This window comes from Pseudomonas sp. 910_21, from assembly GCF_052850735.1.
The window spans coordinates 191,270-216,235 of the sequence record NZ_VXCY01000001.1 but is presented as its reverse complement, the minus strand read 5'-3'; the positions used below and the strand labels follow the sequence as shown (position 1 = coordinate 216,235).

Sequence of the window (24,966 nt, the reverse complement as noted above, 5' to 3'; positions counted from 1 at the left end):
AACTGACTTCCCATAAGCAAGGAGAGCGCTTTATGGTACTTAGAGTCGCGATATTAGGCAGCGGTAATATTGGTTGTGATCTTTTATTGAAGGTCATGCGCAGCCCTTATTTGCAATGTGATTATTTTATAGGGCGCAATGAACACTCGGCGGGGCTGGAGTATGCGGCGAAACTGGGAGTGCGTTGCGATCATCGTGGTATTGATAAGTTAGTTGAACATCTGGATGAAGTTGATGTGGTGTTCGATGCCAGCAGTGCCCAGGCCCATCTGCAACATGCCCAAGTGTTGGAGGGGCAAGGCAAGTTGCTGATCAACCTGACCCCGGCGGATACCGGCGTCTGGTGTGTGCCGACGATCAATTCGAACACACTGCGGGATGTGGAGAACCTCAACATGGTCACCTGCGGTGGCCAGGCCTCCCTGCCGATCGTGCACGCGCTGCGGCGCACCGGGCAGCACCTGAACTACGTGGAGGCGGTGTCGTCGATTTCCGCCCGCAGTGCCGGCGCCGCAACCCGGCTGAATGTGAACGAGTACCTGTGCACCACGGAGAAGGCCCTCAAGCATTTTTCCGGCGCCCCGAGCGTCAAGTCGATCCTCAACATCAACCCGGCCGATCCGCCGGTGGACATGCAGACCACGATCTTCGCCCTGATAGACAAGCCGGACATGTCCGAGCTGCGGCACAGTGCCCGCGTGATGCTCGATCAGGTGCGCCAGTACATGCCCGGCTACTCGCTGATCATGGAGCCCAGCCTGATCGACGGCAAAGTGGTGACCATGGTCCGGGCCAGGGGGGCAGGGGATTACTTGCCGGCCTATGCGGGCAATCTGGACATCATCACCAGTGCGGCAGTCCGGGCCGCCGAAGATCGTTACCGGAACTGAACCCAGGACGGGTTCGAGGTTTATCTCAGGAGAGTGTCGACATGACCACGGTATATGGAACCTACGGGCCGAAGCTCAAGCGACTGCCCGAGTGGGTCAAGCGCGTGACCGACTTCGTCTACGAGAAGTTGGGCCGACGTCAGCATTTCTACAGCGGTGAAAGCGCCTTCGCCCAGGAGCGCGGAGCGGAGTTCGCCCGGCGTCTGGCCCAGGGCGAGAGCCTGTACCTGCTGGGGGTCGGCCCCTTTGGGCACAACACCGGCGTGGCCCTGATCAAGGTCAGTGCCAAGGATGGCATCAACATCATCGCCAACAACGAGGAGGAGCGCTTCAGCGCGGAAAAGCACTCCAACAAGTTTCCCGAACACAGCCTGGCGGAGATCCGCCTGATCATGGCCAACCGCAAGATCAGCGCGCAGGACATCTTCTGCATTCTTGGCAGTTGGGACTACATCCGCGCCCTGGGCTTTGACCTGAAAATCATCTTCGAGCATGCCCCCAGCAGCCTGACCCTGCTCAACCCGCGGCACGACCCGAACTTCAACCTCAGCCACTTGGTCAAGGGCCTGGGAGCGCCCAAGCGGATCTCCCAGAGCCTGGGCCTGGAAACCACCCAGCCGCTGATCGGCATGCATCACCACAACAACCACGCCTACCTGGCCTACGCCTTGTCGCCGTTCGCCCGGGAGCCTGAGCCGGTGATTCTCACGGTGCTCGACGGCACCGGCGACAACGGCGCCATTTCGCTGTACGAAGTCCGCGACGGCCAGGTCATCTGTCACCGGCAGAACCAGAGCACCATCGACTCCCTGGGCTACCTGTATGGCTATATCAGCTCGACCCAGGGCGGCTGGAGTTTCCTCAGCTCCGAAGGGCGCTACATGGGGGCCGCCGCCTGGGGTAATGCCAGCCGCCTGACCAATCCCTATTACAAGCGCCTGCGGCAGATCCTGTATTTCGCCGAGGAAGGCAACATCCACGTCAACCGGACCATGGTTAACTGGCACATCAAGAGCCACACCGAACCCTATGGCCAGCCGTTGATCGACATCCTCGGCGCGCCCATCGCTCCGGGGGACATGTGGAACCCGGACAGCGTGCTCAGCGTCGATGACATCGAGCATTCGGACATCACCCAGGATCGGGTCGACAAGGCCCAGGCCCTGCAACTGGTGTTCGAGGACGCGCTGTTCCATATCGTCGACCACCTGATCCGCAAGACCGGCGCCCACAAGCTGGTGCTCACCGGCGGCACGGCGCTCAATTGCATTGCCAACATGCACCTGGTCCAGCACTTCGATCGGGACTACTTCAAGCGCTACCTGGGTCAGGACCAGTGCCTGAAGATCTGGGTGCCACCGATCCCCAGCGACTGCGGTGTGGCCCTGGGCGCGGCGCTACAGTTCGCCATGCGCAATGGCGCCGCGGCGCGCAACGATTTCGCCAGCCCGTACCTGTGTGGCCTGGCACCGTCCACTGCGCAGATCCAGCGCGCGGTGGTCGAGGAGCAGGGGGTCGAGGCCCGCAAGATCGGCTCCCTGAACCAGGCGGATTCCCTGGCCGAGGTGGCGCGCTTCATGGCCAGCCTGGTGTGCAATAACGCGGTGATCGGGGTGTTCCAGGGGCCGGCGGAAACCGGTCCGCGGGCCTTGGGCAATCGCAGCATCCTGGCCAACCCGTGCAATCCCAACACCCTGGAACTGCTCAACTCGAAAGTGAAGTTCCGGGAGAAGATCCGGCCGTTGGCGCCCATGGTCACCCTGGAAGAAGCCCACCGGCTGTTCGAGCTCGATGAAGGGGCCAAGACCGACGATTACTCGGCCTACAACTACATGGTGCTCACCGCCCGGGCGCGCCCCGAGGCCCGCAGCCGGGTTCCGGCGGTGGTCCATGTGGACGGCACCAGTCGCCTGCAGATCGTGCGCCAGTCCCTCAACCCGCTGATCCACGCCTACCTCAAGCAGATGGGGAAACAGTGCGGAGTTGAGGCCTCGGTGAACACTTCGCTGAACGTCGGCAGCCCGATCGCCCAGACCCCGGCTCATGCCCTGCAGACCCTCAAACGGGCCAAGGGCATGGACGCACTGATCATGGTCGGCGCCAGTGGCGACATCTTCGCAGTGTGGAAAACCGACAGCGATTTCAAGCGGCGGCTGGCGGTGTTCGAAGCCCAGGCCCTCGACGTCATGCCTACCTGACAGGCCCCTACTTACTCGAATTCCGGAGAGCATCATGACCGACAACACTCAACCTCAGGCCACCAACAAGTACCGTAACAACCTCAAGGCTTTCGATTACGGCAACCAGTTCTGGGACGAATCCGAACGCAACGGCCTGGCGGGCATCGTCGCCAATCTGGTGGGGGACGGCAGCCTGGAAACGGCCGATGGCCATCGATTCATCAACGTCAGTTGCTGTTCCTATCTGGACCTGGATTCCCATCCGAGCATTGTCCAGGGTGCGATTGACGCCTTGCATCGCTACGGTGTGCTGGACCACTGCATTTCCCGGATCCGCATCCAGATTCCGGCGCTGCTGGAGCTGGAGGCGTCGCTCTCGCAGCTGTTCGAGGCCAAGGTCATCACCGCCATTTCCGCAGGCGCGGCCACGGCGGGCATTCTCCCATTGCTGGCGTCCGGGCACCTGACCCAGGGCGTGCGCCCGGTGATGGCTTTTGACAAGTTCGCGCACTTTTCCATGAGCCTGTACAAGCCGGTGTGCGGCGACGAGACCGAAGTGTTCACCATCGGCCACAACGACATGAATGCCCTGGAAGACCTGTGCCGCAAATACCGCAAGGTCGCCTACGTCGCCGACGGCACCTACAGCATGGGCGGCCACGCAGCCCTTGGGGACCTGCTGACCCTGCAGGAAAAGTACGGCCTGTTCCTCTACCTCGACGACTCTCACTCGCTGTCCATCGTCGGTCGGCACGGCGAGGGCTATGTCCGTTCACACATCGATCAGGTCAATGAGAACACCATCATTGTCGCCACCCTGAACAAGGCGTTCGGCACCAGTGGCGCGGCCATCATGTTCGGTCCCAAGGGCAAGCAGGTGGAGGACATCCTGACCCGTTTCGGCGGGCCGATGGCCTGGTCGCAGCCGATGAACACCGCGGCCATCGGCGCTTCCCTGGCGTCTGCCGAGCTGCATCGCGGCCCCGAGCTGGCGCTGCGGCAGAACGCCCTGTCGCGCAACATCCAGCTGTTCGACGAGTTCATCCGCACCGAGCAGGCCGGCAATGCCTTTCCGATCCGCCTGGTGCAGTTGCCCAACGACAAGGTGATCCGTAGCGGCCGATTGCTGTTCGAAAACGGCTTCTATGTGTCGCCGGTGTTCTTCCCCATCGTGGCCAAGGACAACGCCGGGCTGCGGGTCATGTTGCGCTCCACCATCAGTGAGGAGCAGGTGCTGTCCATGTGCGGCCTGCTGCGTGATTGCATCGAGTCCTGAACCCCCATCCATTGCTGCGAGTGTCCGGTTATGCAAACCCGTGGTTATTCGGTTGCCCCCATTCCCCGGTTGCCCCGTTCAATCCTTTACACCCCGGCCTTCAACCTCGAGCGGCTGCAGGGTGCTCGGGAGGCGGGGGCCGATGTCTGCCTGATCGACCTGGAAGATTCGGTGCCCCCGGCCAGGAAAGCCCAGGCCCGGGAGCATTGCCTGCAACTGCTCAAGGCCCCGGCGTCTGCTTCCCGGGTGGCGGTGCGGATCAACGAACTGCGCTCGCCCCAAGGCCTGCTGGACCTTGAGGCCTTCATCCGCCATGGCGTGGCGCCGGACATCGTGATGCTGACCATGGTCCGCGATGCCTGCGAACTGGAGATCGTTCGTGCCCAGCTCAGCGGCCTGGAGCACCCGGTGCAGCTGTACGTCACCGTGGAGACCCTGGAGGCCATCGACGCCATCGACAGGATTGCCAGCCAGTGCTCGGGGCTGGTGTTCGGCTCGGCGGACTTTGCGGCCGAGCTGGGGGTGGAAATCGGCTGGGAAAACATGCTCTACGCCCGTCAGCGCATCGCCAACGCGGCGGCGCGCTACGACATCGCCGCCATCGACACCGCCTGCTATCACCTGGACGACCCGCAGCTGTTGCTGCAGGAAAGCCGTGCGGTCAAGGCCTTGGGATTCCATGGCAAGGCCATCGTCCATCCACGCCAGCTGGCCACGGTCATGGAGGTGTTCAGCCCCAGCCCCGGCGAGCTGGAACGGGCCCGGGAGATCCTGCGTCGGGCGGAGCACAGCCAGGGCGAAATCTTCACCCTGGATGGCGACATGATCGGTCCTCCATTCATCAAGAAGGCCCGCAAGCTGCTGAACAATTTCACCCAGGAGCCACATCCATGATCTCGACCCTGCAACGGCTGGACAACGGTGAGTACCTGGAGTCGCCGGGGATGTTCTTCGAGGACTTCAAGCCCGGCGACGTGATTCGTCACTGGCCCGGGCGCACCGTGCTGGAAACCGACAACACCTGGCTGACCCTGCTGTCGATGAACCATCACCCGCTGCACTTCGATCAGGAGTACGCCAAGGACACGGAGTTCGGCAAGGTCCTGGTCAACAGCGTGGTGACCTTCGCCATCATCAATGGCATGTCGGTGCAGACCATGAGCTTTCGCACCCTGGCCAATCTGGGCTGGGATCAGGTGCGGCTGTCGGCCCCGGTGTTCATCGGCGACACCCTCTACGCCAAGTCGAAGGTCCTGGCCATCCGTCCCAGCCGTTCACGGCCGGGGCAGGGGATCGCCACCATCGAGACCCAGGGCTTCAAGGCCGATGGCAGCGTGGTGCTCAGTTACCAGCGGTCATTCCTGGTGCCCCGGCGCGAGCCTCTGGCGCTGCCTGCGGTGGAACAGGAGGCCCCATGAATTTTCTCAGTCTCGATCGCCAGGCCATGGCCCGGGCACTGTCCATGCACGAGGCCATCGAGGCCCTGCGCCAGGCCCTGGCACCGGCCATGGCGGATGGCGTGCAAGTGCCGGCGCGAACCATCATGACCCTGGGCGCCAGTGCCGACAGCAACCAAGTGCTGGTGATGCCGGCAGCCCTGCCACTGGCCCAGGCCGTGGCGGTCAAGGTCTCGACCATCACCCCGGACAACCCTGGTAGCGGCCGGCCGCTGATCCATGCCCTGGTGATCCTGCTCAGCAGCCAGACCGGGGAAATCCTCGCGCTGATGGAAGGCGCCCAGCTGACGGCCCTGCGTACCGGGGCCATGGCCGGGCTGGCCACCGACCTGCTGGCGCGGCCTGAATCCCGGGTACTGGCGGTGATCGGCGCCGGGGTCCAGGCCCGCAGCCAGATCGAGGCGGTCTGTGCGGTGCGGCCCATCGAACAGCTGTTGCTGCATTCCAGGTCCCTCGACAAGGCCCGGGCCCTGGCGGCCTGGGTCAGCGATCGCGGGCTGTGCACGCAGGTCATGGTGACCGACAGCGTGGCCCAGGCGGTGCGCACGGCGGACGTGATCTGCACCGCCACCTCCACGGCCAGCGCAGAGCCTTTGGTGCGGGCCGCGGATGTGCGCCCCGGGACCCATATCAATGCCATCGGCGGGGTCGATGAAATTGCCTGCGAGATCGATCCGCTGTTGCTGGGACAGGCAGCGGTGTATGTCGAGGAGCGCGATGCTGCCCTGCGTGAGGCCGGCGAGCTGATTCAAAGCCTGCGCCTGGGGGTGCTGATGCCTGGCGATGTGCAGGAAATCGCCAGCCTGCTGGGCGGGGCCGCCGGCCCTCGGCGCATCGGCAGCAGCCTGTTCAAGTCAGTGGGCACGGCGATCCAGGATGTGGCGGTGGCGGCAGCCTTGCTGCGCGCGGCACGGACCAAGGGGCTGGGCACACGCATCAGCCTCTGAAACCAAAGTGCCTGGAGCCCAGGCACGACAAGGATGAATACATGGCAGAACAACGATTGTCCGGCAAGAACGTGCTGATTACCGGCGCCAGTCATGGCATTGGCCAAGCCATCGCCCTGGCCATGGCGCGAGAAGGGGCCAATGTGGCGTTCACCTATCAGCGCGATGAAGCCGCCGCGGCCCAGGTGCTGGGTCAACTGCAGGAGTTGGGAGTGAAGTGCCAGGCCTTCCAGGTGGATGCGGGGGAGGCCAGTGCCGCGTCGCAACTGGCCGGGCAGGTCCTCGCTGTGTTCGATGAGCTGCATGTGCTGGTCAACAATGTCGGCATCACCACGCGCACGGGATTTCTCGAAACCAGTGTCGAGGACTACCACAAGGTGATGAATGCCAACCTGCGGTTTCCGTTCTTTCTGACCCAGGCGGTGATCGCCCATATGCTCGAACGGCGGATCGCCGGCAGCGTGATCAACGTGTCTTCCATCAGCGCCTTCAAGGCCATCAGCCAGATGGCTCACTACCAGTCGTCCAAGGCAGGCCTGTCGATGCTGTCCAAGAGCCTGGCCTATGAGTTCGCCGCCCAGGGCATTCGGGTCAATACCCTGTCGCCCGGGCTGACCGCCACCCAGGGCAACCGCAACCAGTGGCAGAACGATCCGCAGTTGTGGCGCGAACGGGGCAAGGACATTCCCATGGGCCGGGCCGGCACTCCCCAGGATCACGCCGGCGCGGCGGTGTTTCTGGCCAGTGACGAAGCCGCCTGGGTGACCGGCGCCGACATCGTGATCGATGGCGGCGAAGCGACCCTCTGATTCACCCCCACCGAGGGCTTGTCCCTCATTCCCATCAGGAAGCGCGATCCATGAATTTTGAAGAGCTCAATCGCCCGTTGTTCGATGTGTTTGGCCAGCGCAATCCGCAGTTGATCAAGCCTCAGGGGTTCAAGGCGACCCCCTTTCCCCTGGCGCTGTTTCCCGCTGCGGCCTTCAAGGCGGTGGCCGCTGACTTGCGTCTGATTCTGGCGGCGCAGTCGCGGATACTCGCCCATTTGCTGACCCTGCACAGTCGCGAGGACATCCTCGAACTGTTCAATGTGCCGGTCCAGGTCCGTGACCTGGTGGATTGGTCGCTGCTGGAAAAGGGCGGACGGTTGATCGGCCGGGCGGACGTGCTGCTGAGCCAGGACGGCCAGTACCAGCTGTGCGAGCTGAACATCGGCCCGGCCATCGAAGGCCCGCAGCTGCACGAATTCTGCTCGCGCTTTCTGGAGTCGCGAGGGGTGCAGCTCAGTGGGTTCGAACACGGGCAATCGCCTTATGTCGATCTGGCGCGGTTGATCCAGCGCTTGTGCAAGGAGCAGCGGCGCAGCCGGGTGGTGCTCCTGGATCTTGAAGCCTATGACCATTGGGGAGGCGCCTCGGCCTACCAGCCGTTGTTGCGCCATGTGCGTCAGGCCTGTCCGGACCTGGAGGTGGTGCTGATCAAGGAGCATCAGTACCAGGCGCAGTGGCTGAGCGCCGAAGAGGGCGCGCGAACCCTGGTCTATCGCCTGTTCCTGGAGGAGGAAATCGTCGATGGCGGCGATCTGGTGCGGCGTATCTGCGGCTCGGGTGCCTTGCTGCTCAACACCTTTGAAAACTACGTGAGCGGCTGCAAGTCATGGTTTTCGCTGTTTCATGAGCCGGCGCTGCGGGCGGTGCTGGACGAAGAGCAGCGCGCCGCCATCGATCGCCGGATACCGCTGACGGTGCGGGTCAGTGCGCAAAACCTTGAGGGCCTGCTGCAGCGGCGCCAAGAGCTGGTGTTCAAACCGTGCAACTCCACCGGTGGCAAGGGGGTGATCCTCGGTGAGGAAGCCACTGACGAACTGATCCGCGCCAGCATCGGTCCAAGACACGGTGAATGGATTGCCCAGGCCACTATCCGCCAGCGCTCCTATGGCTTGCCCCAGGCCTTCTGGAACCGGCCGGTGGAGCAGTTCGTGGTGTTTGGCCTGTACTACATCAATCAGCAGATGTCGGGTCTGTATTTTCGCTGCAACGGTCGCTCCAGGGCGGTCAATGTACTGTCCGGCGGTATGCCGGGCTGGGCGCTGCCGATCACCGACCAGGAGCACCGGTTGCTGCTGGCGGAACTCAAGATACAGGAGCATGAGTCGTGCCCCTTAGCGCAATGAACCAGGGTCTGGGGGGGCAGGCTCCCCCGGGCGGGAGACGTGGGCCGGCCCATGGTTGAAAGAACCTTCAGTTGGACGCGCTACGCAACCCTGCCCAGGGAGGTCCATGTGGTGCTGTTCGGCACCCTGTTGACCCGCGGCGCGTTCTTCATGATCTGGCCGTTCCTGGCGATTTTCCTGTACCAGGACTATCACCTGAGCGCGACGCTGATCGGCACCCTGCTGGCGGTGGCCATGGTGGGCGGCGCGCTGAGCAGTATCTACACCGGCTGGCTGTCGGACCGCTTCGGGCGACGGCGCTTGATTCTGGCGGGCGCCTTGTTGAGCGCGCTGTCGTTCCTGCTGTTCATCAAGGCCGGCTCGGTGTTCTGGTTCGGCGTGGCCGTGGCCGGAGTGAGCGTGGGCTGTTCGCTGCTGGAGTCGACCTGCAAAGTGCTGATCGGCGATTACGTGGAGGATCTGCAGTCCCGGGAACTGGCGCTGTATGCCAACTATTTCCTGGTGAACGTCGGTGGCTCCATCGGGCCGTTGATCGGCATGTTGCTGCTGTCCAGCGTGCGCTCTCTGGTGTTCGCCGCCTGCGCCCTGGTGTACACGATTTTCGGCCTGCTGCTGTGGCGTCTGCTGCGGGACAAGGAGGCCCGGGCGCAGCGGCATACCAGCGCTCCGACCCCCAACTTCCTGGTGGCCTTCGGGGCGGTGCTCAAGCATCGGCGATTTACCCTGCTGATGCTGTGCAACACCGTGGCGGCCTTTGTCTATGCCTCGTTCGATTCGACCCTGCCGCAGTACCTGGCGCGCAGCGAAGTGCAGGACCCAGTGACCCTGCTGGTGATCCTGATCACCCTCAACTCGCTGATTGTGGTCTTTACTCAGTTTCCTCTGTTGCGCTTGTTGGAGGCCTATTCCACTCGCTGTCGGCTGTTCTGGGGCATGGCCCTGATGCTAGCCTCGCAGCTGGTGTTCGCCGGCTCGCCGGTGACACTGTTCTGGGGGCTGGCGCTGGCCACGCTGCTGTTGAGCGTGGGCGAGCTGATCGTGTTCCCGATCTTCAGCATCGAAGTCGACCGGCTGGCTCAGGAGAGCCTGCGCGGCACCTATTTCGGGGTCTCCAGCCTTTATCGGGTGGGCATCGCCCTGTCGCCGATCTACGGTGGCGGCATGCTCGATCTGGTGGGGGGGCAATGGATGTTCATAGGGCTGGCCGCGTTGTGCGGGCTGGTCATGGTGGTACAAAATTACGCCGTCAGGTAAAGGGCAGGGTTGCCGCCTGAGGTTCGAAATCTTCAAGGATGAGGTGTATCCGACATGTCTGTAATGCGCATTCTGGACCAACGTTTCGCGGCCGCCCTCAACGGCCTGGGCGCCACTGACAGTCCGCCGGTGATCCAGCTGGCCAGCCGTCCCGAGTTCGGCGATTTCCAGATGAGTGGAGTGATGGCCGCGGCCAAGAAGCTGGGCCTGGCGCCGCGCGAACTGGCCCTGCAACTGGTGGAGCGGGTGGACCTGCGGGGCATCGCCGAGCACCTGCAGATCGCCGGGCCGGGCTTCATCAATATTTCCCTCGACAAGGACTTCCTGCGCGAGCGCCTGGAGCATGCGCTGCTGACCCGCAACCTGGGAGTCGAGCCGCAGCCGGCCAAGCGAGTGATGGTGGAGTACGCCTCGGTCAACCTGGCCAAGGAAATGCACGTCGGGCACCTGCGCGGCAGCATCATTGGCGACGCCCTGGCGCGGATCAATCTGTTCATGGGCCAGGACGTGATCCTGCAGAGTCATGTCGGCGACTGGGGCACCCAGTTCGGCATGCTCCTGGCTTATATGAAGGAGGCCACCGACACCTGTCGGCAGGACTACGAACTGCGGGACCTGAACCGCTTCTACCAACAGGCCAAGCTGCGCTTCGACGAATCGGAGGATTTTGCCCGCCGTGCCCGGGATTATGTGGTCCGGCTGCAACAGGGAGATGCCGAGGTGCTGCGCATGTGGCACACCTTCGTCGAGGTGTCGCTGTCCCACTCCCTGGATATCTTCCAGCGCCTGGGCCTGTTGCTCAAACAGTCGGACATCCGTGGCGAGAGTTTCTACAACGATGACCTGCAGCCCCTGGTCCAGGCCCTGCAGGACAAGGGCCTGCTGACCGAAAGCCAGGGCGCCAGGGTGGTCATGCTGGCGGAGTACGCCAACAAGGAGGGCCAGGAGGCGGCCTTTATCGTGCAGAAGCAGGGCGGTGGCTTTCTCTATGCCACCACGGACCTGGCGGCGATCCGTTTTCGCATTCGTCAGCTCAAGCTCGACCGCTGCCTGTATGTGGTGGATGTGCGCCAGTCCCTGCATTTCCAGCAGTTGTTCCTGGTGGCGCGCAAGGCCGGCTTCCTGCCGCCCCAGGCAGATTTCGAGCATGTCAGCCATGGCACGATCAAGGGCGCCGATGGCAAGCCGTTGAAGACCAAGTCCGGCGAGTCGGTCAAGCTCGACGCGTTGCTGACCGAGGCGGTGGAGCGGGCCGAGGTGCTGATCGCCGCGAAGAACAATGGGCTGGACCCCCAGGCCCGTCAGCACGTGGCCCGGGTGGTGGGCATCGGCGCGCTGAAGTACGCCGACCTGTCCCGTCATCGCAACACCGACTATGTGTTCGACTGGGACGCGATGCTGTCCTTCGAGGGCAATACCGCGCCTTACCTGCAATACGCCTACACTCGGGCCAACCGCGTGCTGACCCGGGCCGGGAGCGTCAAGGAACAAGGCCTGCAGATCATCGAGCCCCATGAGCACAGCCTGGCCATCGAGCTGCTGCGTTTCGAGGATGTGATGTTGCAAGTGCTGCGTGAAAGCCTGCCCCATGTGCTTTGTGCCTACCTGTACGGGCTGGCCACGGCGTTTTCGCGTTTCTACGAGTCCTGCCCGGTGATTGCTGACGAGCGCGTCGATGGTTCGCGGCTGAAACTCTGTGAGTTGACCGCCCGCACCCTGAAGGAGGGCCTGGGGCTGTTGGGGATCGAGGTGGTCGACACTATGTGATGCCCTGAGCGTGGCCAAGGCGGGGCGGGTGCCTCGCCTCGGGCAAAGGGCTCAGGGACAGGCGGTTTCGTGCAGGTACAGCCACTGCACCGAATCGTCCCGGACCCGGATGATCGCCAGTGACAGGCGCGAGGTCTGGCTCTGGTTCAGGCAATGGGTTTCCTTGTAGCGGATCGCCGCGCTGTGGCCTTCGTGCCACAGGCAGTGCAGATCGCTGATGATGATTTCCAGCCCCGTGCGGGTGCCCAGGGCGCCGCGAAACAGCTGCTCCACCTGTTCCCGGCCGACTATCGCGCCGCTGGTGGTCACCATCTGGAAATCTTCGGCGAACAACGGCAGCAGTTGTTCGATGCAGGCTGCGCCATCCCCCCGTTGATCGGTGAAGACACTGTGAATCAGTTGATGAATCCAGTGCACGCTGTACTGCGCCTGTTTAATGATCGAGTTGGGCATGGGAGGCCTTTTGTGGGTTGAGTCTGCCGAGGGCCGGCAAGGGAAGCAGGCCGGCCAGGGCGGCCAGCAGCAGGCTCAGGTGATAGGCCGCGAGAGCGTCCAGGTACCTGAGCAGGAGGTTGTAGAGCATCAGCAGCAAGGCCGCGCCAAGGCTGAAGGCCATCTGCCGGTTGATGTTCCAGATCACACTGGCCTTGTGCGTGTCGCTGCCGCTGAAGTCCAGCAGGGCGGTGGTCTGGGCGGTATTGGCGCCGGCGCCGCCGCCAAGGCCCATCAGCAGGTAGGCCAGCATGATCAGCGGCAGGTCGGACGTCGCATTGACCCAGCACAGCGTGACGATGCCGGCGCTGTGCAGCACCAGGGCGATGGCGAACAGCCGCGGGGCGCCTATGCGGTGGTAGTAACGCCCGCAGGCCAACATTGCCAGCAGGGCGCCGGCGGCATACAGCAACATGAACATGCCGCTGTGTTGCGCGCTCAGGTGCAGGCTGTCCTGCAGGAAGAACAGGCTCAGCAGGTTGACGCCGGTGAAGATCCCGGGAATCGCGTGGTAGATGCCCACCGACAGGCCGAGGCGGGGATTGTTCAGCAAGTGCAGATCGACGATGGGCTGTGGGCAAGCCTGGCAGTGCCTGCGGTACAGCGCGGCGAACAGCAGGCCGGCGGCCAGGCAGAGCAGGGCCTGAAAGGCCGGGTAGCCGCTGCCGTACAGCGACATGCCCAGCAGCAGGCTGCCCAGGCTGGCGCTCACCAGCAGCAGGCCGCGCAGGTCCGGGCGGGCCGGATGCGCCGTGCGTTCGCTGCGGACCCAGCGCCAGGACAGCAGCGCCGCCAGCAATGACAACGGCAGGCTGGCGAAGAACACCCAGCGCCAGGAACTGTGGTCGACGATCGCGCCGCCCAGGGTCGGCGAGAGTGCCGGGGCCAGCAATGCCACGGCCATGATCAGGGTCGAGATGCGTGCCCGTTGCGGGCCCTGGAACAGGTTGAAGGTCAAGGCCTGCCCCAGGGGAATCAGCAGGCCGCCGGCCATGCCCTGCACCAGTCGCCAGAACACCAGCCACCTGAAGTCGTCGGCCAGCCCGCAGAGCAGGGCCGCGCCACTGAACAGCAGCATTGAGGCGCTGAGGATCTCCCGGCTGCCGAAGCGTCCTGCCAGCCAGGTGCTGATGGGAATCACCAGGGTCAGGCCGAGCATGTAGGCGTTGGCGACCCAGGCCACGCTGGCGCTGGATACCTGCCAGTGCGCGGCGATGCTCGGCAGGGCCACCGCTGACATGAAGATGTTCACGCAGTCGATAAAGAATCCGAGAAGAAATACCACCGCCACTTTGTATCTGTAGGTCATGCCGCCTCCGTTTTGCCCGCAGCATAGGGAGCCTGGGCGGAGACTGTCGAGGGGCCTATACTTGACGCATTGTTTAATGGGATTTGACAGTGAGCGAGACCTTTCACGGCCAATTGCATCGGGTGCAGACCTTTCTCGCGGTGGTGGACTTTGGCTCCTACACCCGCGCCGCGCAGTATCTGGGCATCAGCAAGGCCATGGCGAGCCTGCATATCAAGGCGCTGGAGCAGGCCCTGGCCAGTACCTTGCTGATCCGCACCACACGGCATATCGCCCTGACGGAAAGCGGCCAGGACCTGTATGACGAATTCAAAGGGATTGTCGCCAATATCGATACGGCCTTTGACAACGTACTGCATGGGCGTAACCGGGTTTCGGGCAAATTGCGCATCAGCTCCACGGCGGAGTACGCAGAGACTTTCGTGCTGCCGATCCTGCCGTTGTTCACGGCGCGCTACCCCGAAGTGCGCCTGAGTTACCACTTCAATTCGTCGTTGAATGACTTGGTGGCGGAAAAGCTCGATCTGGTGATTCGCCTCGGCCACCTGGCGGACTCGGGGTTCAAGGGCCGCAAGCTGGCGGACTATGGCATCGCCCTGGTGGCCAGCCCGGACCTGCTCCATGGCCAGGAACTGCTGCAGGCCGAGGATCTGAGCCGCTTGCCGTGGATCGGCAACAGCAACCTGGCGGGGCCGCCCAGCTGGACCTTCAATCATCCGCGTCGGGGCGAGGTGGAGGTGCGGGTCAACCCTGGGCACGAGTCCAATTCGGCAACGGCGATTCGCGCCCTGGCCCTGGCCGGCCTGGGGCTGGCGGTGCTGCCGGAGTGGCTGGTGCTCGACGACCTGGCCAATGGGCGCCTGGTGCGGGTGCTGGCGCAGTACAGCCTGGCGCCGCAGCCGGTGCATGTGCTGTTTCCCAACAGCGCCCACTTGCCGCGCAAGTCCCGGGTGTTCATCGATTTTCTTGCGGAGCATCTGGGGCGTTGAGCTCGCGCCAGGGCCGTGGCTGTTTCGGTGAGTCCGGGGATGGGGGATACTCGCCGGGTTGTCCGATCTGAATCCCGGGGACCCCAATGCCGCTGCAATCCTTGAACAGTCTGTCTGCCGTCGATCCTGTGCAATGGGATGGCCTGCTCAAGGACGGGCAACCCTTTGTCCGTCACGCCTTTCTCAGTGCCCTGGAAGACAGTGGCAGCCTGGGCCCGCGCTCCGGCTGGCAGGCCGAGCACCTGCTGCATGTGGAAGACGGCCGGCTGCTGGCGGCCCTGCCCAGTTATCGCAAATGGCACTCCTACGGTGAATATGTGTTCGATCACGGCTGGGCCGATGCCTGCGCGCGGGCCGGGATCGACTACTACCCCAAGCTGCTGACGGCGGTGCCGTTCAGCCCGGTCAGCGGCGCCCGGGTGCTGGCGGCGACCCAGGCGGATGCCTTCGAGCTGCTGAAAAGCCTGCCCGGCTACCTGGAGATCGAAGGGCTTTCCAGCGCCCATATCAACTTCACCGATAACTTCAGCGATCAGGCCCTGGAACAGCAACCGGGCTGGTTGCAGCGCCTGGGCTGTCAGTTCCATTGGCAGAATCGCGGCTACCGGGACTTTCAGGATTTTCTCGACGCCTTGAGCTCGCGCAAGCGCAAGCAGATGCGCAAGGAGCGCGAACAGGTGGCGGGGCAGGGCTTTGATTTCCAGTGGTTCGAAGGCCATGAACTGGACGAAGCCCAGTGGGATTTCGTCTATGCCTGCTACGCCAATACCTATGCGGTGCGGCGCCAGGCGCCGTACCTGACCCGGGCCTTCTTCAGCCTGCTGGCCGAGCGCATGCCCGAGGCGATTCGCGTGGTCCTGGCCAAGCAGGGCGGCCGCCCGGTGGCCATGGCGTTCAGCCTAGTGGGGGGCGACAGCTTCTACGGCCGCTATTGGGGCTGCCTGGCGGAGTTTGACCGCCTGCATTTCGAGACCTGTTTCTATCAGGGCATGGAGTACGCCATCGCCCAGGGGCTGCAGCGCTTCGACGCCGGGGCCCAAGGCGAGCACAAACTGATTCGGGGCTTCGAGCCCGTGATCACCCGCTCCTGGCATTACCTGCGTCACCCCGGGCTGAATGCCGCGGTGAAGGATTTCCTGCAACAGGAGCGGGCCGGGATTCGCGCTTATGCCGAGGAGGCGAGGGACGCCTTGCCCTATCGGCAGGCGTGATCCTCGCCGCCTTTGCTCAGCTGTCTTCCTTGCCCAGCCAGCGGTAGAGCACGGCGCCGATCACCGCGCCGAGGATCGGCGCCAGCCAGAACAGCCACAGCTGATGCAGGGCCCAGCCGCCGACGATCAGCGCCGGTCCGGTGCTGCGGGCCGGGTTGACCGAGGTGTTGGTCACCGGGATCGAGATCAGGTGGATCAGCGTCAAGGCCAGGCCGATGGCGATGGGCGCCAGCCCCGCCGGGGCGCGTTTGTCGGTGGCGCCCAGAATGATCACCACGAACATTCCGGTCATCACCAGCTCACAGACAAACCCCGCGGCCATCGAGTAGCCGCCGGGTGAGTGTTCGCCATAGCCGTTGGAGGCCAGCCCCGAGGCCAGCTCGAAGCCGGGCTTGCCGCTGGCAATGAAATACAGCAGCGCTGCGGCGATGACTCCACCGATCACTTGCGCCACGACATAGGCCGGCAGTTCCCTGGCCGGAAAGCGTCCGCCCACCACCAGGCCCACGGACACGGCGGGGTTCAGGTGGCAGCCGGAAATATGGCCGATGGCGAACGCCATGGTCAGTACCGTCAGGCCGAATGCCAGGGCCACCCCCAGCAGACCGATGCCGACATTGGGAAACGCCGCCGCCAGCACAGCGCTGCCGCACCCGCCGAGAACCAGCCAGAAGGTCCCGAGCAATTCAGTCATGGAACGTTTGAACAAAGACATGAGTGAGTCCTTGATAGGTCAACCTATCAACGCGATACAACTGTTATGCATCCCGCGGGTTAACTACAGGTTCTGTCCCGGAACCTAGGCTCAGTACAGCAGGCTTTTGGCGCAATTCCAGCCCGTCTATAAAAACGCCAGGGCCCCTGGAAACAGGGCCCTGGCGTTTATTGGTGGGCGTGGGACGAAGGTTTTTGCGCTATCAGTCGATACCGACAAAACCTCCGGTCTGGTGCTGCCACAGGCGCGCGTACAAACCGCCATGAGCCAGCAGTTCGGCGTGGGTGCCGGCCTCGGCAATGCGCCCCTGTTCCAGGACGATCAGGCGGTCCATGCGGGCGATGGTGGAGAGGCGGTGAGCGATGGCGATTACGGTCTTGCCCTGCATCAGGGTTTCCAGGCTTTCCTGGATCGCCGCCTCCACTTCCGAGTCCAGGGCCGAGGTGGCTTCGTCCATGATCAGGATCGGCGCGTCCTTGAGCAGCACCCGGGCAATGGCGATGCGCTGGCGCTGGCCGCCGGACAGCTTGACCCCGCGCTCGCCGACGTGGGCATCGAAGCCGGTGCGGCCCTGGGCGTCGGAAAGCTGCGGGATGAACTCGTCGGCGCGAGCCTTGCGCACCGCTTCCCAGAGTTCCTCGTCGGTGGCATCGGGGCGGCCGTAGAGCAGGTTGTCACGGATCGAACGGTGCAGCAGCGAGGTGTCCTGAGTGATCATGCCGATGCGCTCGCGCAGGCTTTCCTGGGTCACCTCGGCGATGTTCTGGCCGTCGATGAGGATCTGTCCGCCCTGCAGGTCGTAGAGGCGCAGCAGCAGGTTGACCAGGGTTGATTTGCCGGCCCCGGACGGGCCGATCAGGCCGATCTTCTCCCCGGGACGAATGTCCAGGTTGAGGTCGCTGATGACCTTGTTGGCCTTGCCGTAATGGAACTCCACATGCTCGAAGCGCACGCCGCCCTTGGCCACCGCCAGCTTCGGCGCCTGCTCGCGGTCAGTGAGTTGCAGCGGTTGGGCGATGGTCTTGAGGCCGTCCTCGACCATGCCGATGTTCTCGAAGATGCCGTTGATCACCCACATGATCCAGCCGGACATGTTGACGATGCGGATCACCAGGCCGGTGGCCAGGGCAATGGCCCCGGCGCTGATCAGTGATTGGCTCCACAGCCACAGGGCCAGGCCCGTGGTGCCGACGATCAGCAGGCCGTTGAGGCTGGTGATGGTCACGTCCATGGCGGTGACCACACGACCCGCCAGCTGGCTTTTCTCGGTTTGCTCGGCGATGGCTTCGCGGGCGTAGCTCTGCTCGAAATGGGTGTGGGCAAAGAGCTTGAGGGTGGTGATGTTGGTGTAGCCGTCGACGATCCGCCCCATGAGTTTGGAGCGGGCGTCGGAGGCGTCCACCGAGCGCTTCTGGATGCGTGGCACGAAGTAGCGCATGGCGCCGATGAAACCGGCGATCCACAGCAGCAGGGGGATCATCAGGCGCCAGTCGGCGTCAGCGAACAGCACCAAAGAACCGATGGCATAGATGGTCACGTGCCACAGGGCGTCGATCACCTGCACCGAGGAGTCCTGCAGCGAATAGCCGGTCTGCATGATGCGCTGGGCGATGCGCCCGGCGAAGTCGTTCTGGAAGAAGTTCAGGCTCTGGCGCAGCACGTAGCTGTGGTTCTGCCAGCGGATCAGGCTGGTCATGCCGGGGTTGATGGTCTGGTGCATCAACAGGTCGTGCAGCCCCACCATCAGCGGTCGGAACAGCAGGGCCACCACCGCCATCCAGGCCAGTTCCAGGCCGTGGTCGGTGAACACCTGGACGCTGGGCGTGCCCTGGGCCAGGTCGATGATGGTGCTCAGGTAGCTGAACAGCGACACCTCGATCAGGGCCACGAACAGGCCCACCACCAGCAGGGCGACGAAGCTGGGCCAGACTTGCTTGATGTAGTGGAAGTAGAAGGGCAGGACCCGATTGGGTGGGGTGGCGCTGGGAGCGTCGCGAAAGATATCGATCAGTTGTTCAAAACGACGATAGAGCATGGGGTCTGAAGCCCGTTATGCGGGCTCTCCTGTTCTGAAAGCGGACGGGGCGCCGGGTAGGGCGCCGCCGTCGGGACAGGCTGCTGGGTTCAGTCGATACGCTTGGCCGACTTGATCAGCACCGGGTCGATCGGCACGTTCTGCATGCCTTGCTTGGTGGTGGTCTGGGAGTTGACGATCTGGTCCACCACGTCCATGCCGCTCACCACCTTGGCGAATACGGCGTAGCCGGCGTCGCGGCCCGGGTCGAGGAAGGCGTTGTCGGCGACGTTGATGAAGAACTGGCTGGTGGCCGAGTTGGGGTTCGAGGTGCGGGCCATGGACAGGGTGCCGCGTACGTTATGCAGGCCGTTGGAGGCTTCGTTCCTGATCGGGTCGCGGGTGTCTTTCTGCACCATCTGTGCGGTGAAGCCACCGCCCTGGACCATGAACCCCGGGATCACCCGGTGGAAGATGGTGTTGGTGTAGAAACCGCTGTCGACGTAGTCGAGGAAGTTCTTGCTGGAGATCGGTGCCTTGACCGGGTCCAGTTCGACTTCGATCTTGCCGAAGCTGGTATCCAGCAGGACGTGAGGCGCCTTGGCCGGTTGGGCGGCCATCAGGTTGGCAGCGAACAGCACGGAGCCGGCGCCGAGGGCGATTTTTTTCAGCATGGTTCAGTGATCCTGGGTGGTGGTGTCGACTGTGGTTATGAAGTCCAGCAGGGTGTGGTTGAAGCGCTGCGGCTGGTCCAGCGGCGTGGCGTGTCGGGAGTCCTCGATCACCACCAGCCGTGCATCCGGCAGCAGTTTGACATAAGCCTCTTTGACCGCCACCGGGGTGTAGTCGCGGTCGGCGCTGACGACCAGGGTTGGACAGGTGATCCGGCCCAGACGTTCCTGCACTCCCCAGCCGACGATGGCGTCGAAGCTGGCGAGATAAGCACGTTTGTCGTTTTTTGCCCAGCGCTCGGCCATCTTTTGCCGCAGCTCGCCCTGCTCCGGCTTGGGAAACAGGCGCGGCCCCAGGGCCTTGCCGATGGCGCCTGGGCTCAGCACTCGGGCCAGGCTCCAGCGCTTGAACCACTGCCAGTAGTCATTGGCGGTGCGTAGCTTGACCTCGGGGGCGCTGTTGACGATGCACAGGCTCTTGAGCAGTTGCGGCTGATCCACCGCCAGCTGGAAGCCGATCATGCCGCCCATGGACAGCCCGACGTAGTGCGCGGGGCCCAGGTTCAGGTGCTCGATCAGCGCCACGATGTCGGCGGTAAAGCCCGGGATGCTGTAACGCTCCCGGGGTTTGTCGGAACGTCCGTGACCGCGAATGTCCGGGATGATCAGCCGGTAGCGGGCCGAGAGTTCGGGGATCTGTTTTTCCCAGTCCAGGGCGCTGGAGCCCAGGCCGTGAACCAGCAGCAGGGGGTCGCCCCGGCCGTATTCCTCGTAGTGCAGGGTGCAACCTTCATGCTCGAAATACGCCATGGCAGAACTCCTGTTCTGATGAGTGGGACGTCAGGCTTGCTCGGGTGCGGCAAAGGGCGCATCCAGGGGCGCGGTGTCGAAGGTGCGCAGCAGTTCCACGAGGATCTGCGTCGCCGGGCCCAGGGGTTTGTCCTTGTTGGAATAGAGGAAGAAGGTCGGATGGCGGCTGCCGCCCTGGTCCAGGGGCAGGACCTTGAGCAGGCCTTCGCGCAGCTCCCGTTCGATCAGGTGCCGGGGCAGCCAGGCAAAACCCAGGCCGCTGCTGACGAAGGTCGAGGCGGTGGCCAGGCTGCCCACGGTCCAGCGTTGTTCGGCGCCGAGCCAGCCCACGTCCCGCGGTTGCTGGCGGCCGGAGTCGCGGATCACCACTTGCAGTTGGCTTTCCAGGTCCTGGAAATGCAGTTCACGTTGCAGGCGGTGCAGGGCGTGTTCCGGGTGGGCCACGGCGACGAACTCCACTGAACTCATCTCGGTGCCCAGGTAACCGGGAATGTTGAAGCCGCTGATGGCCAGGTCGGCGACCCCCTCGAGCAGCACTTCCTCGACCCCGGACAGCACTTCTTCGCGCAAGCGCACGCGGCAGCCACGGCTTTGCGGCATGAAGGCGGTCAGGGCGCGGACCAGGCGCGCATTGGGGTAGGCGGCGTCCACCACCAGCCGTACTTCGGCCTCCCAGCCTTGTTCCATATGGTGGGCCAGGTCTTCCAGCTGGCTGGCCTGCTTGACCAACTGCCGGGAGCGGCGCAGCAACACGCCGCCGGCTTCGGTGAGTACCGCCTTGCGGCCATCGATGCGCAGCAGCGGCACGCCGAGCTGGTCTTGCATGCGCGCCACGGTGTAGCTGACCGAGGATTGCGAACGGTGCAGGGCTTCGGCGGCCTGGGCGAAGCCACCGTGATCGACCACCGCCTGCAGGGTTCGCCATTGATCCAGGGTCACGCGGGGCGCTTTCATGAGGGACTCCTCTTGTCCTAAGCTGGCGCTCCTTATTGGAGACTGCCGAATGAGAAAATTCTGTTGTGTGTTGCTGGCTCTACTGCCCCTGAGCGCCTGGGCCTATCCCATCGATGTCGAGAAGCAGTTGAACGGCCAGAGCATCGACTACACCACCTTCGATACCGATGAAGACATCGGCTCCATCCAGTTGAACAACTACGGCAAGAACGACGCCGTGTGTTCGGTGGTGTTTCGCAATGGCCCCGAGGCGCCCCGCACCCGCAAGGTGGAAGTGGCGGCCGGCAAGAGCAAGAACGTCACCGCCAAGTTCAATCGCAAGATCATCAAGCTGCGCCTGGACCTGAACTGTCAGGCCAAGTGATAGACCCTGGGCCGGCCCGGCATACTGCGCTGGGGCTGGCTCCGCTTATAAACGAATTTGTTGATTGGTTATAGCAGTTATTTGCGCTTTTTCATCGATATCACTCTGTTTAATCTGCGCTCCATCGACTTACGCATACCCCGATGGAGGCTTCAGCCATGTCCCGCGTCCTGATCATTGAAAGCAGCGCTCGCCAGCAGGATTCCGTATCCCGGCAACTGACCCAGACCTTTATCCAGCAATGGCAGGCCGCCCACCCTGGCGACTCGATCAGCGTCCGTGACCTGGCCCGCAACCCGGTGCCGCACCTGGACGCCAATCTGCTGGGTGGCTGGATGAAACCTGCCGAGCAGCGCAGCGCCACCGAGCAGGATTCCCTGCAGCGCTCCAATGAGCTGACCGAGGAACTGCTGGCCGCCGACGTGTTGGTGATGGCCGCGCCGATGTACAACTTTGCCATTCCCAGCACCCTGAAGGCCTGGCTCGACCATGTGTTGCGCGCCGGGGTGACCTTCAAGTACACCGACACCGGGCCACAAGGCCTGCTGACTGGCAAGCGTGCCTATGTGCTCACTGCTCGGGGCGGTATCTACGCCGGCAGCAGCGCGGACCACCAGGAACCCTACCTGCGTCAGGTCATGGGCTTTATCGGCATCCACGACGTCGAGTTCATCCACGCCGAAGGCTTGAACCTGGGCGGCGACTTCCATGAGAAGGGCCTGAACCAGGCCAACGCCAAGCTGGCCCAGGTGGCCTGAATCGCCGCTGGCGAATTGATGCCGTCGCTCTGGCGCAGGCTCGCGACGCGGTAATCAGCGGCGTTAATCCGCAGATAATCCCCCGGTGTTCAAGTAGCGCCTGCGGATCCCCTTCAAGCCGGTTCGCGCATCGAACCTCCCTTTGCACTGGTTGCTCCTTCAGTACCGACGCCCGATTGCACGCCTAGCGAGATCGGGCTTTTTTTTGCCCGGGATTTCATCTGTACCGGCAAAACCGCTATCGTCGCCGCCATTCAAGATGAGGCGAACATGGGCTATCTACTTTTTGTCACCCTGATCCAGGCGTTTTCCTTCAGCCTGATCGGCGAATACCTGGCCGCTCATGTCGACAGTTACTTCGCGGTGCTGGTGCGGGTGCTGCTGGCGGGACTGGTATTTCTCCCGCTGACTCGCTGGCGCCGGGTGGAACCGGCCTTCATGCGTGGCATGCTGCTGATCGGTGCCCTGCAGTTCGGCATCACCTACGTGTGCCTGTACCTGAGCTTTCGGGTGCTGACGGTGCCGGAGGTGCTGTTGTTCACCATCCTCACGCCTTTGCACGTGACCCTGATCGAAGACGCCCTGAACCGACGCTTCAATCCCTGGGGGCTGCTGGTGGCGCTGGTGGCGGTGGCGGGCGCGGTGGTGATTCGCTACGACAGCGTCAACCCGGACTTCTTCATCGGCTTCTTGTTGCTGCAACTGGCCAACTTCACCTATGCCGCCGGACAAGTGCTGTACAAGCACCTGGTGGCGCGCTACCCCAGCGACCTGCCGCATTACCGGCGTTTCGGCTACTTCTACCTGGGGGCGTTGCTGGTGGTGCTGCCGGCGTTCCTGCTATTCGGCAAGGCCCACTTCCTTCCAGATGCACCGCTGCAATGGGCCGTGCTGCTGTTTCTCGGGCTGGTGTCCACGGCACTGGGGATGTACTGGTGGAACAAGGGCGCGTGCCTGGTGACCGGTGCCACCCTGGCGGTGATGAACAACCTGCATGTGCCGATAGGCCTACTGATCAACCTGCTGATCTGGAACCAGCATGAAGACCTGGGTCGGCTGATGCTGGGTGGGCTGGTGATCCTCGCCGCGGTATGGATCAGCCGCCGCGGCGCCGCGTCCCACCTGACAACCTGACCCGTAGGAGCCGGCTTGCCGGCGAAGAGGCCCGCAAGCCCTGCGCCTGAGCGGCCGACGCCTTCGCTGATCTGTAGCGAAAGGGTCCGCAAGCCTTGCACCTGACGGGCCGACGCCTTCGCTGGCAAGCCAGCTCCTACGGTGGGGCAGAGTCGGCTTGCTGGGGTAAGGGCCCGCAAGCCTTGCACCTGTCGGGCCGACGCCGTCGCTGGCAAGCCAGCTCCTACGAGGTTACAGCGCCTGTTTTTCGATCTGCGGCACGTGGCTGGCCCCCAGTACCGCCGGCAACAACCCGGCCCGCAGGTCGGTGCCGCTGGGTTGCTGGTACAGGTTCAGGCCAAATTCCGGCATCACCGCCAGCAGGTAATCGAAGATGTCCCCCTGGATGCGCTCGTAATCCACCCAGGCCGTGGTGCGGGTGAAGCAGTAGATCTCCAGCGGAATGCCCTGGGCCGTGGTCTGCATCTGACGCACCATGCAGGTCATGTTCGGCTGGATCTCGGGATGGCTCTTCAGGTACGCCAGGGCGTAGGCGCGAAAGGTGCCGATATTGGTCATGCGCCGACGGTTGGCCGACAGCGCGGCGACGTTGCCCTGGGCTTCGTTCCAACTCTTGAGCTCGGCCTGCTTGCGCCCGATGTAGTCGGTGAGCAGGTGCACCTTGCTCAGCCGCTGCTCTTCGTCGTCATGCAGAAAGCGCACGCCGCTGGCATCGATGTACAGGCTGCGCTTGATCCGCCGGCCGCCGGATTGCTGCATGCCGCGCCAGTTCTTGAACGACTCGCTCATCAAGCGCCAGGTCGGGATGGAAACGATGGTCTTGTCGAAGTTCTGCACCTTGACCGTGTGCAGGGTGATGTCCACCACGTCGCCGTCGGCGCCCACCTGGGGCATCTCGATCCAGTCGCCGACCCGCAGCATGTCGTTGCTGGTCAACTGCACGCTGGCGACGAAGGACAGCAGGGTGTCCTTGTAGACCAACAGGATCACCGCCGACATGGCGCCCAGACCGGACAGCAGCAACAGCGGCGAGCGGTCGATCAGGGTGGCGACAATGATGATCGCGCCAAACACGTACAGCACCATCTTCGCCAGTTGCACATAGCCCTTGATCGAGCGGGTGCGGGCGTGTTCGGTGCGGGCGTAGATGTCCAGCAGGGCGTTGAGCAGGGCGCTCAGGGCCAGGAGCTGGAACAGGATGGTGAAGGCCATGGCCAGGTTGCCGAGGAACAGCAGGCTGGTCTTGCTCAGCTCCGGCACCAGGTGCAGGCCGAACTGGATCACCAGGGACGGGGTCATCTGCGCCAGGCGGTGGAATACCTTGTTGTGGCGCAGGTCATTGAGCCAGTGCAAGGCCGGCTGGCGCCCCAGCAGCCTGACGGCGTGCAGGACCAGGTAGCGGGCCACTCGTCCGAGTACCAGGGCGACCACCAGTAACAGGGCCAGGCCGATGCCGGCGTGCAGGAGAGGGTGTTGATCGAGGGCTCCCCAGAGATCCTGGGTATCGAGCCAGAGCTGTTTGAAATCCATGGGCTAAAACGATTCTTCTATATGGAACAAGAGGGGATTAGAGCATTTAACCCTGGCAAAGTTACGGTTAA

Annotated in this window: 23 protein-coding genes; 15 read left to right on the top strand and 8 right to left on the bottom strand. The window is 63.5% G+C overall.

The window, feature by feature from the left end; all coding sequences use genetic code 11:
- Window positions 1-32 precede the first annotated feature (32 nt).
- The 10 genes from FW796_RS00960 to argS are packed head-to-tail and all read left to right on the top strand — an operon-like array spanning window position 33 to window position 11,944.
- Entirely contained in the window at window positions 33-890 is an 858-nt protein-coding gene (locus FW796_RS00960) for an acetaldehyde dehydrogenase (acetylating) (RefSeq protein WP_446438907.1), read from the top strand.
- A gap of 41 nt (window positions 891-931) precedes the next feature.
- Entirely contained in the window at window positions 932-3,088 is a 2,157-nt protein-coding gene (locus tag FW796_RS00955) for a carbamoyltransferase C-terminal domain-containing protein (RefSeq protein ID WP_346634835.1), read from the top strand.
- Between the two features lie 34 nt (window positions 3,089-3,122).
- Complete coding sequence (locus FW796_RS00950; RefSeq protein WP_346634834.1) at window positions 3,123-4,346, top strand: 8-amino-7-oxononanoate synthase family protein; 1,224 nt, start codon at window positions 3,123-3,125, stop codon at window positions 4,344-4,346.
- Between the two features lie 30 nt (window positions 4,347-4,376).
- Window positions 4,377-5,240, top strand: coding sequence for an HpcH/HpaI aldolase/citrate lyase family protein (locus tag FW796_RS00945; RefSeq protein WP_446438906.1), 864 nt, complete (start codon window positions 4,377-4,379; stop codon window positions 5,238-5,240).
- Window positions 5,237-5,764 (top strand): MaoC family dehydratase, encoded by a 528-nt coding sequence (locus FW796_RS00940; protein ID WP_123726416.1) that lies wholly within the window; start codon window positions 5,237-5,239, stop codon window positions 5,762-5,764. The genes FW796_RS00945 and FW796_RS00940 overlap by 4 nt, the downstream gene beginning before the upstream one ends.
- Window positions 5,761-6,750, top strand: coding sequence for an ornithine cyclodeaminase family protein (locus FW796_RS00935; RefSeq protein ID WP_346634831.1), 990 nt, complete (start codon window positions 5,761-5,763; stop codon window positions 6,748-6,750). Before FW796_RS00940 ends, FW796_RS00935 begins: the two co-directional genes overlap by 4 nt.
- Window positions 6,751-6,791: 41 nt before the next feature.
- Window positions 6,792-7,559 (top strand): SDR family NAD(P)-dependent oxidoreductase, encoded by a 768-nt coding sequence (locus FW796_RS00930; RefSeq protein WP_346634830.1) that lies wholly within the window; start codon window positions 6,792-6,794, stop codon window positions 7,557-7,559.
- 50 nt (window positions 7,560-7,609) lie between these two features.
- Complete coding sequence (locus FW796_RS00925) at window positions 7,610-8,923, top strand: hypothetical protein (RefSeq protein ID WP_404938649.1); 1,314 nt, start codon at window positions 7,610-7,612, stop codon at window positions 8,921-8,923.
- 51 nt (window positions 8,924-8,974) lie between these two features.
- Entirely contained in the window at window positions 8,975-10,177 is a 1,203-nt protein-coding gene (locus tag FW796_RS00920; protein WP_404938651.1) for an MDR family MFS transporter, read from the top strand.
- 54 nt (window positions 10,178-10,231) lie between these two features.
- On the top strand, window positions 10,232-11,944 hold the full coding sequence (gene argS / locus FW796_RS00915; protein ID WP_346634827.1) for an arginine--tRNA ligase: 1,713 nt from the start codon (window positions 10,232-10,234) through the stop codon (window positions 11,942-11,944).
- A 51-nt stretch (window positions 11,945-11,995) separates the two neighbouring features.
- On the opposite strand, the gene FW796_RS00910 is transcribed toward argS, so the two are convergent.
- Both FW796_RS00910 and FW796_RS00905 read right to left on the bottom strand, forming a co-directional pair.
- Entirely contained in the window at window positions 11,996-12,397 is a 402-nt protein-coding gene (locus tag FW796_RS00910) for a DUF4440 domain-containing protein (RefSeq protein WP_404938655.1), read from the bottom strand.
- Complete coding sequence (locus tag FW796_RS00905; RefSeq protein WP_446438905.1) at window positions 12,378-13,745, bottom strand: MFS transporter; 1,368 nt, start codon at window positions 13,743-13,745, stop codon at window positions 12,378-12,380. Before FW796_RS00905 ends, FW796_RS00910 begins: the two co-directional genes overlap by 20 nt.
- Window positions 13,746-13,828: 83 nt before the next feature.
- On the opposite strand from FW796_RS00905, the gene FW796_RS00900 reads away from it, so the two are divergent.
- Window positions 13,829-14,734: a LysR substrate-binding domain-containing protein gene (locus FW796_RS00900; protein WP_446438904.1), complete on the top strand. Its 906-nt coding sequence runs from the start codon at window positions 13,829-13,831 to the stop codon at window positions 14,732-14,734.
- A gap of 86 nt (window positions 14,735-14,820) precedes the next feature.
- Entirely contained in the window at window positions 14,821-15,945 is a 1,125-nt protein-coding gene (locus FW796_RS00895) for a GNAT family N-acetyltransferase (protein ID WP_346634823.1), read from the top strand.
- 16 nt (window positions 15,946-15,961) lie between these two features.
- Here the strand turns inward: FW796_RS00895 and aqpZ are convergent, their stop codons facing one another.
- From aqpZ to FW796_RS00870, 5 genes are all read right to left on the bottom strand, one after another.
- Complete coding sequence (gene aqpZ, locus FW796_RS00890) at window positions 15,962-16,660, bottom strand: aquaporin Z (RefSeq protein WP_346634822.1); 699 nt, start codon at window positions 16,658-16,660, stop codon at window positions 15,962-15,964.
- Between the two features lie 202 nt (window positions 16,661-16,862).
- Window positions 16,863-18,695, bottom strand: a complete 1,833-nt coding sequence (locus FW796_RS00885; protein ID WP_123726408.1) for an ABC transporter ATP-binding protein — start codon at window positions 18,693-18,695, stop codon at window positions 16,863-16,865.
- An 89-nt stretch (window positions 18,696-18,784) separates the two neighbouring features.
- On the bottom strand, window positions 18,785-19,348 hold the full coding sequence (locus FW796_RS00880) for a peptidylprolyl isomerase (RefSeq protein ID WP_446438903.1): 564 nt from the start codon (window positions 19,346-19,348) through the stop codon (window positions 18,785-18,787).
- A gap of 3 nt (window positions 19,349-19,351) precedes the next feature.
- Window positions 19,352-20,155 carry an alpha/beta fold hydrolase gene (locus tag FW796_RS00875; RefSeq protein ID WP_346634821.1) on the bottom strand — a complete coding sequence of 268 codons (804 nt, stop codon included), beginning with the start codon at window positions 20,153-20,155 and terminating at the stop codon, window positions 19,352-19,354.
- 30 nt (window positions 20,156-20,185) lie between these two features.
- Window positions 20,186-21,109, bottom strand: coding sequence for a LysR family transcriptional regulator (locus tag FW796_RS00870; protein ID WP_123726405.1), 924 nt, complete (start codon window positions 21,107-21,109; stop codon window positions 20,186-20,188).
- 49 nt (window positions 21,110-21,158) lie between these two features.
- On the opposite strand from FW796_RS00870, the gene FW796_RS00865 reads away from it, so the two are divergent.
- The 3 genes from FW796_RS00865 (at window position 21,159) to FW796_RS00855 (ending at window position 23,365) form a co-directional block, all read left to right on the top strand.
- The gene (locus tag FW796_RS00865) at window positions 21,159-21,473 is read left to right on the top strand and encodes a 3-phosphoglycerate kinase (RefSeq protein WP_346634820.1); all 315 of its coding nucleotides are present in this window, start codon (window positions 21,159-21,161) and stop codon (window positions 21,471-21,473) included.
- A 158-nt stretch (window positions 21,474-21,631) separates the two neighbouring features.
- On the top strand, window positions 21,632-22,231 hold the full coding sequence (locus FW796_RS00860; RefSeq protein ID WP_446438902.1) for an FMN-dependent NADH-azoreductase: 600 nt from the start codon (window positions 21,632-21,634) through the stop codon (window positions 22,229-22,231).
- A gap of 270 nt (window positions 22,232-22,501) precedes the next feature.
- Window positions 22,502-23,365, top strand: a complete 864-nt coding sequence (locus tag FW796_RS00855) for a carboxylate/amino acid/amine transporter (protein WP_446438901.1) — start codon at window positions 22,502-22,504, stop codon at window positions 23,363-23,365.
- Between the two features lie 231 nt (window positions 23,366-23,596).
- On the opposite strand, the gene FW796_RS00850 is transcribed toward FW796_RS00855, so the two are convergent.
- The gene (locus FW796_RS00850; protein ID WP_446438900.1) at window positions 23,597-24,895 is read right to left on the bottom strand and encodes a mechanosensitive ion channel family protein; all 1,299 of its coding nucleotides are present in this window, start codon (window positions 24,893-24,895) and stop codon (window positions 23,597-23,599) included.
- Window positions 24,896-24,966: the final 71 nt, after the last annotated feature.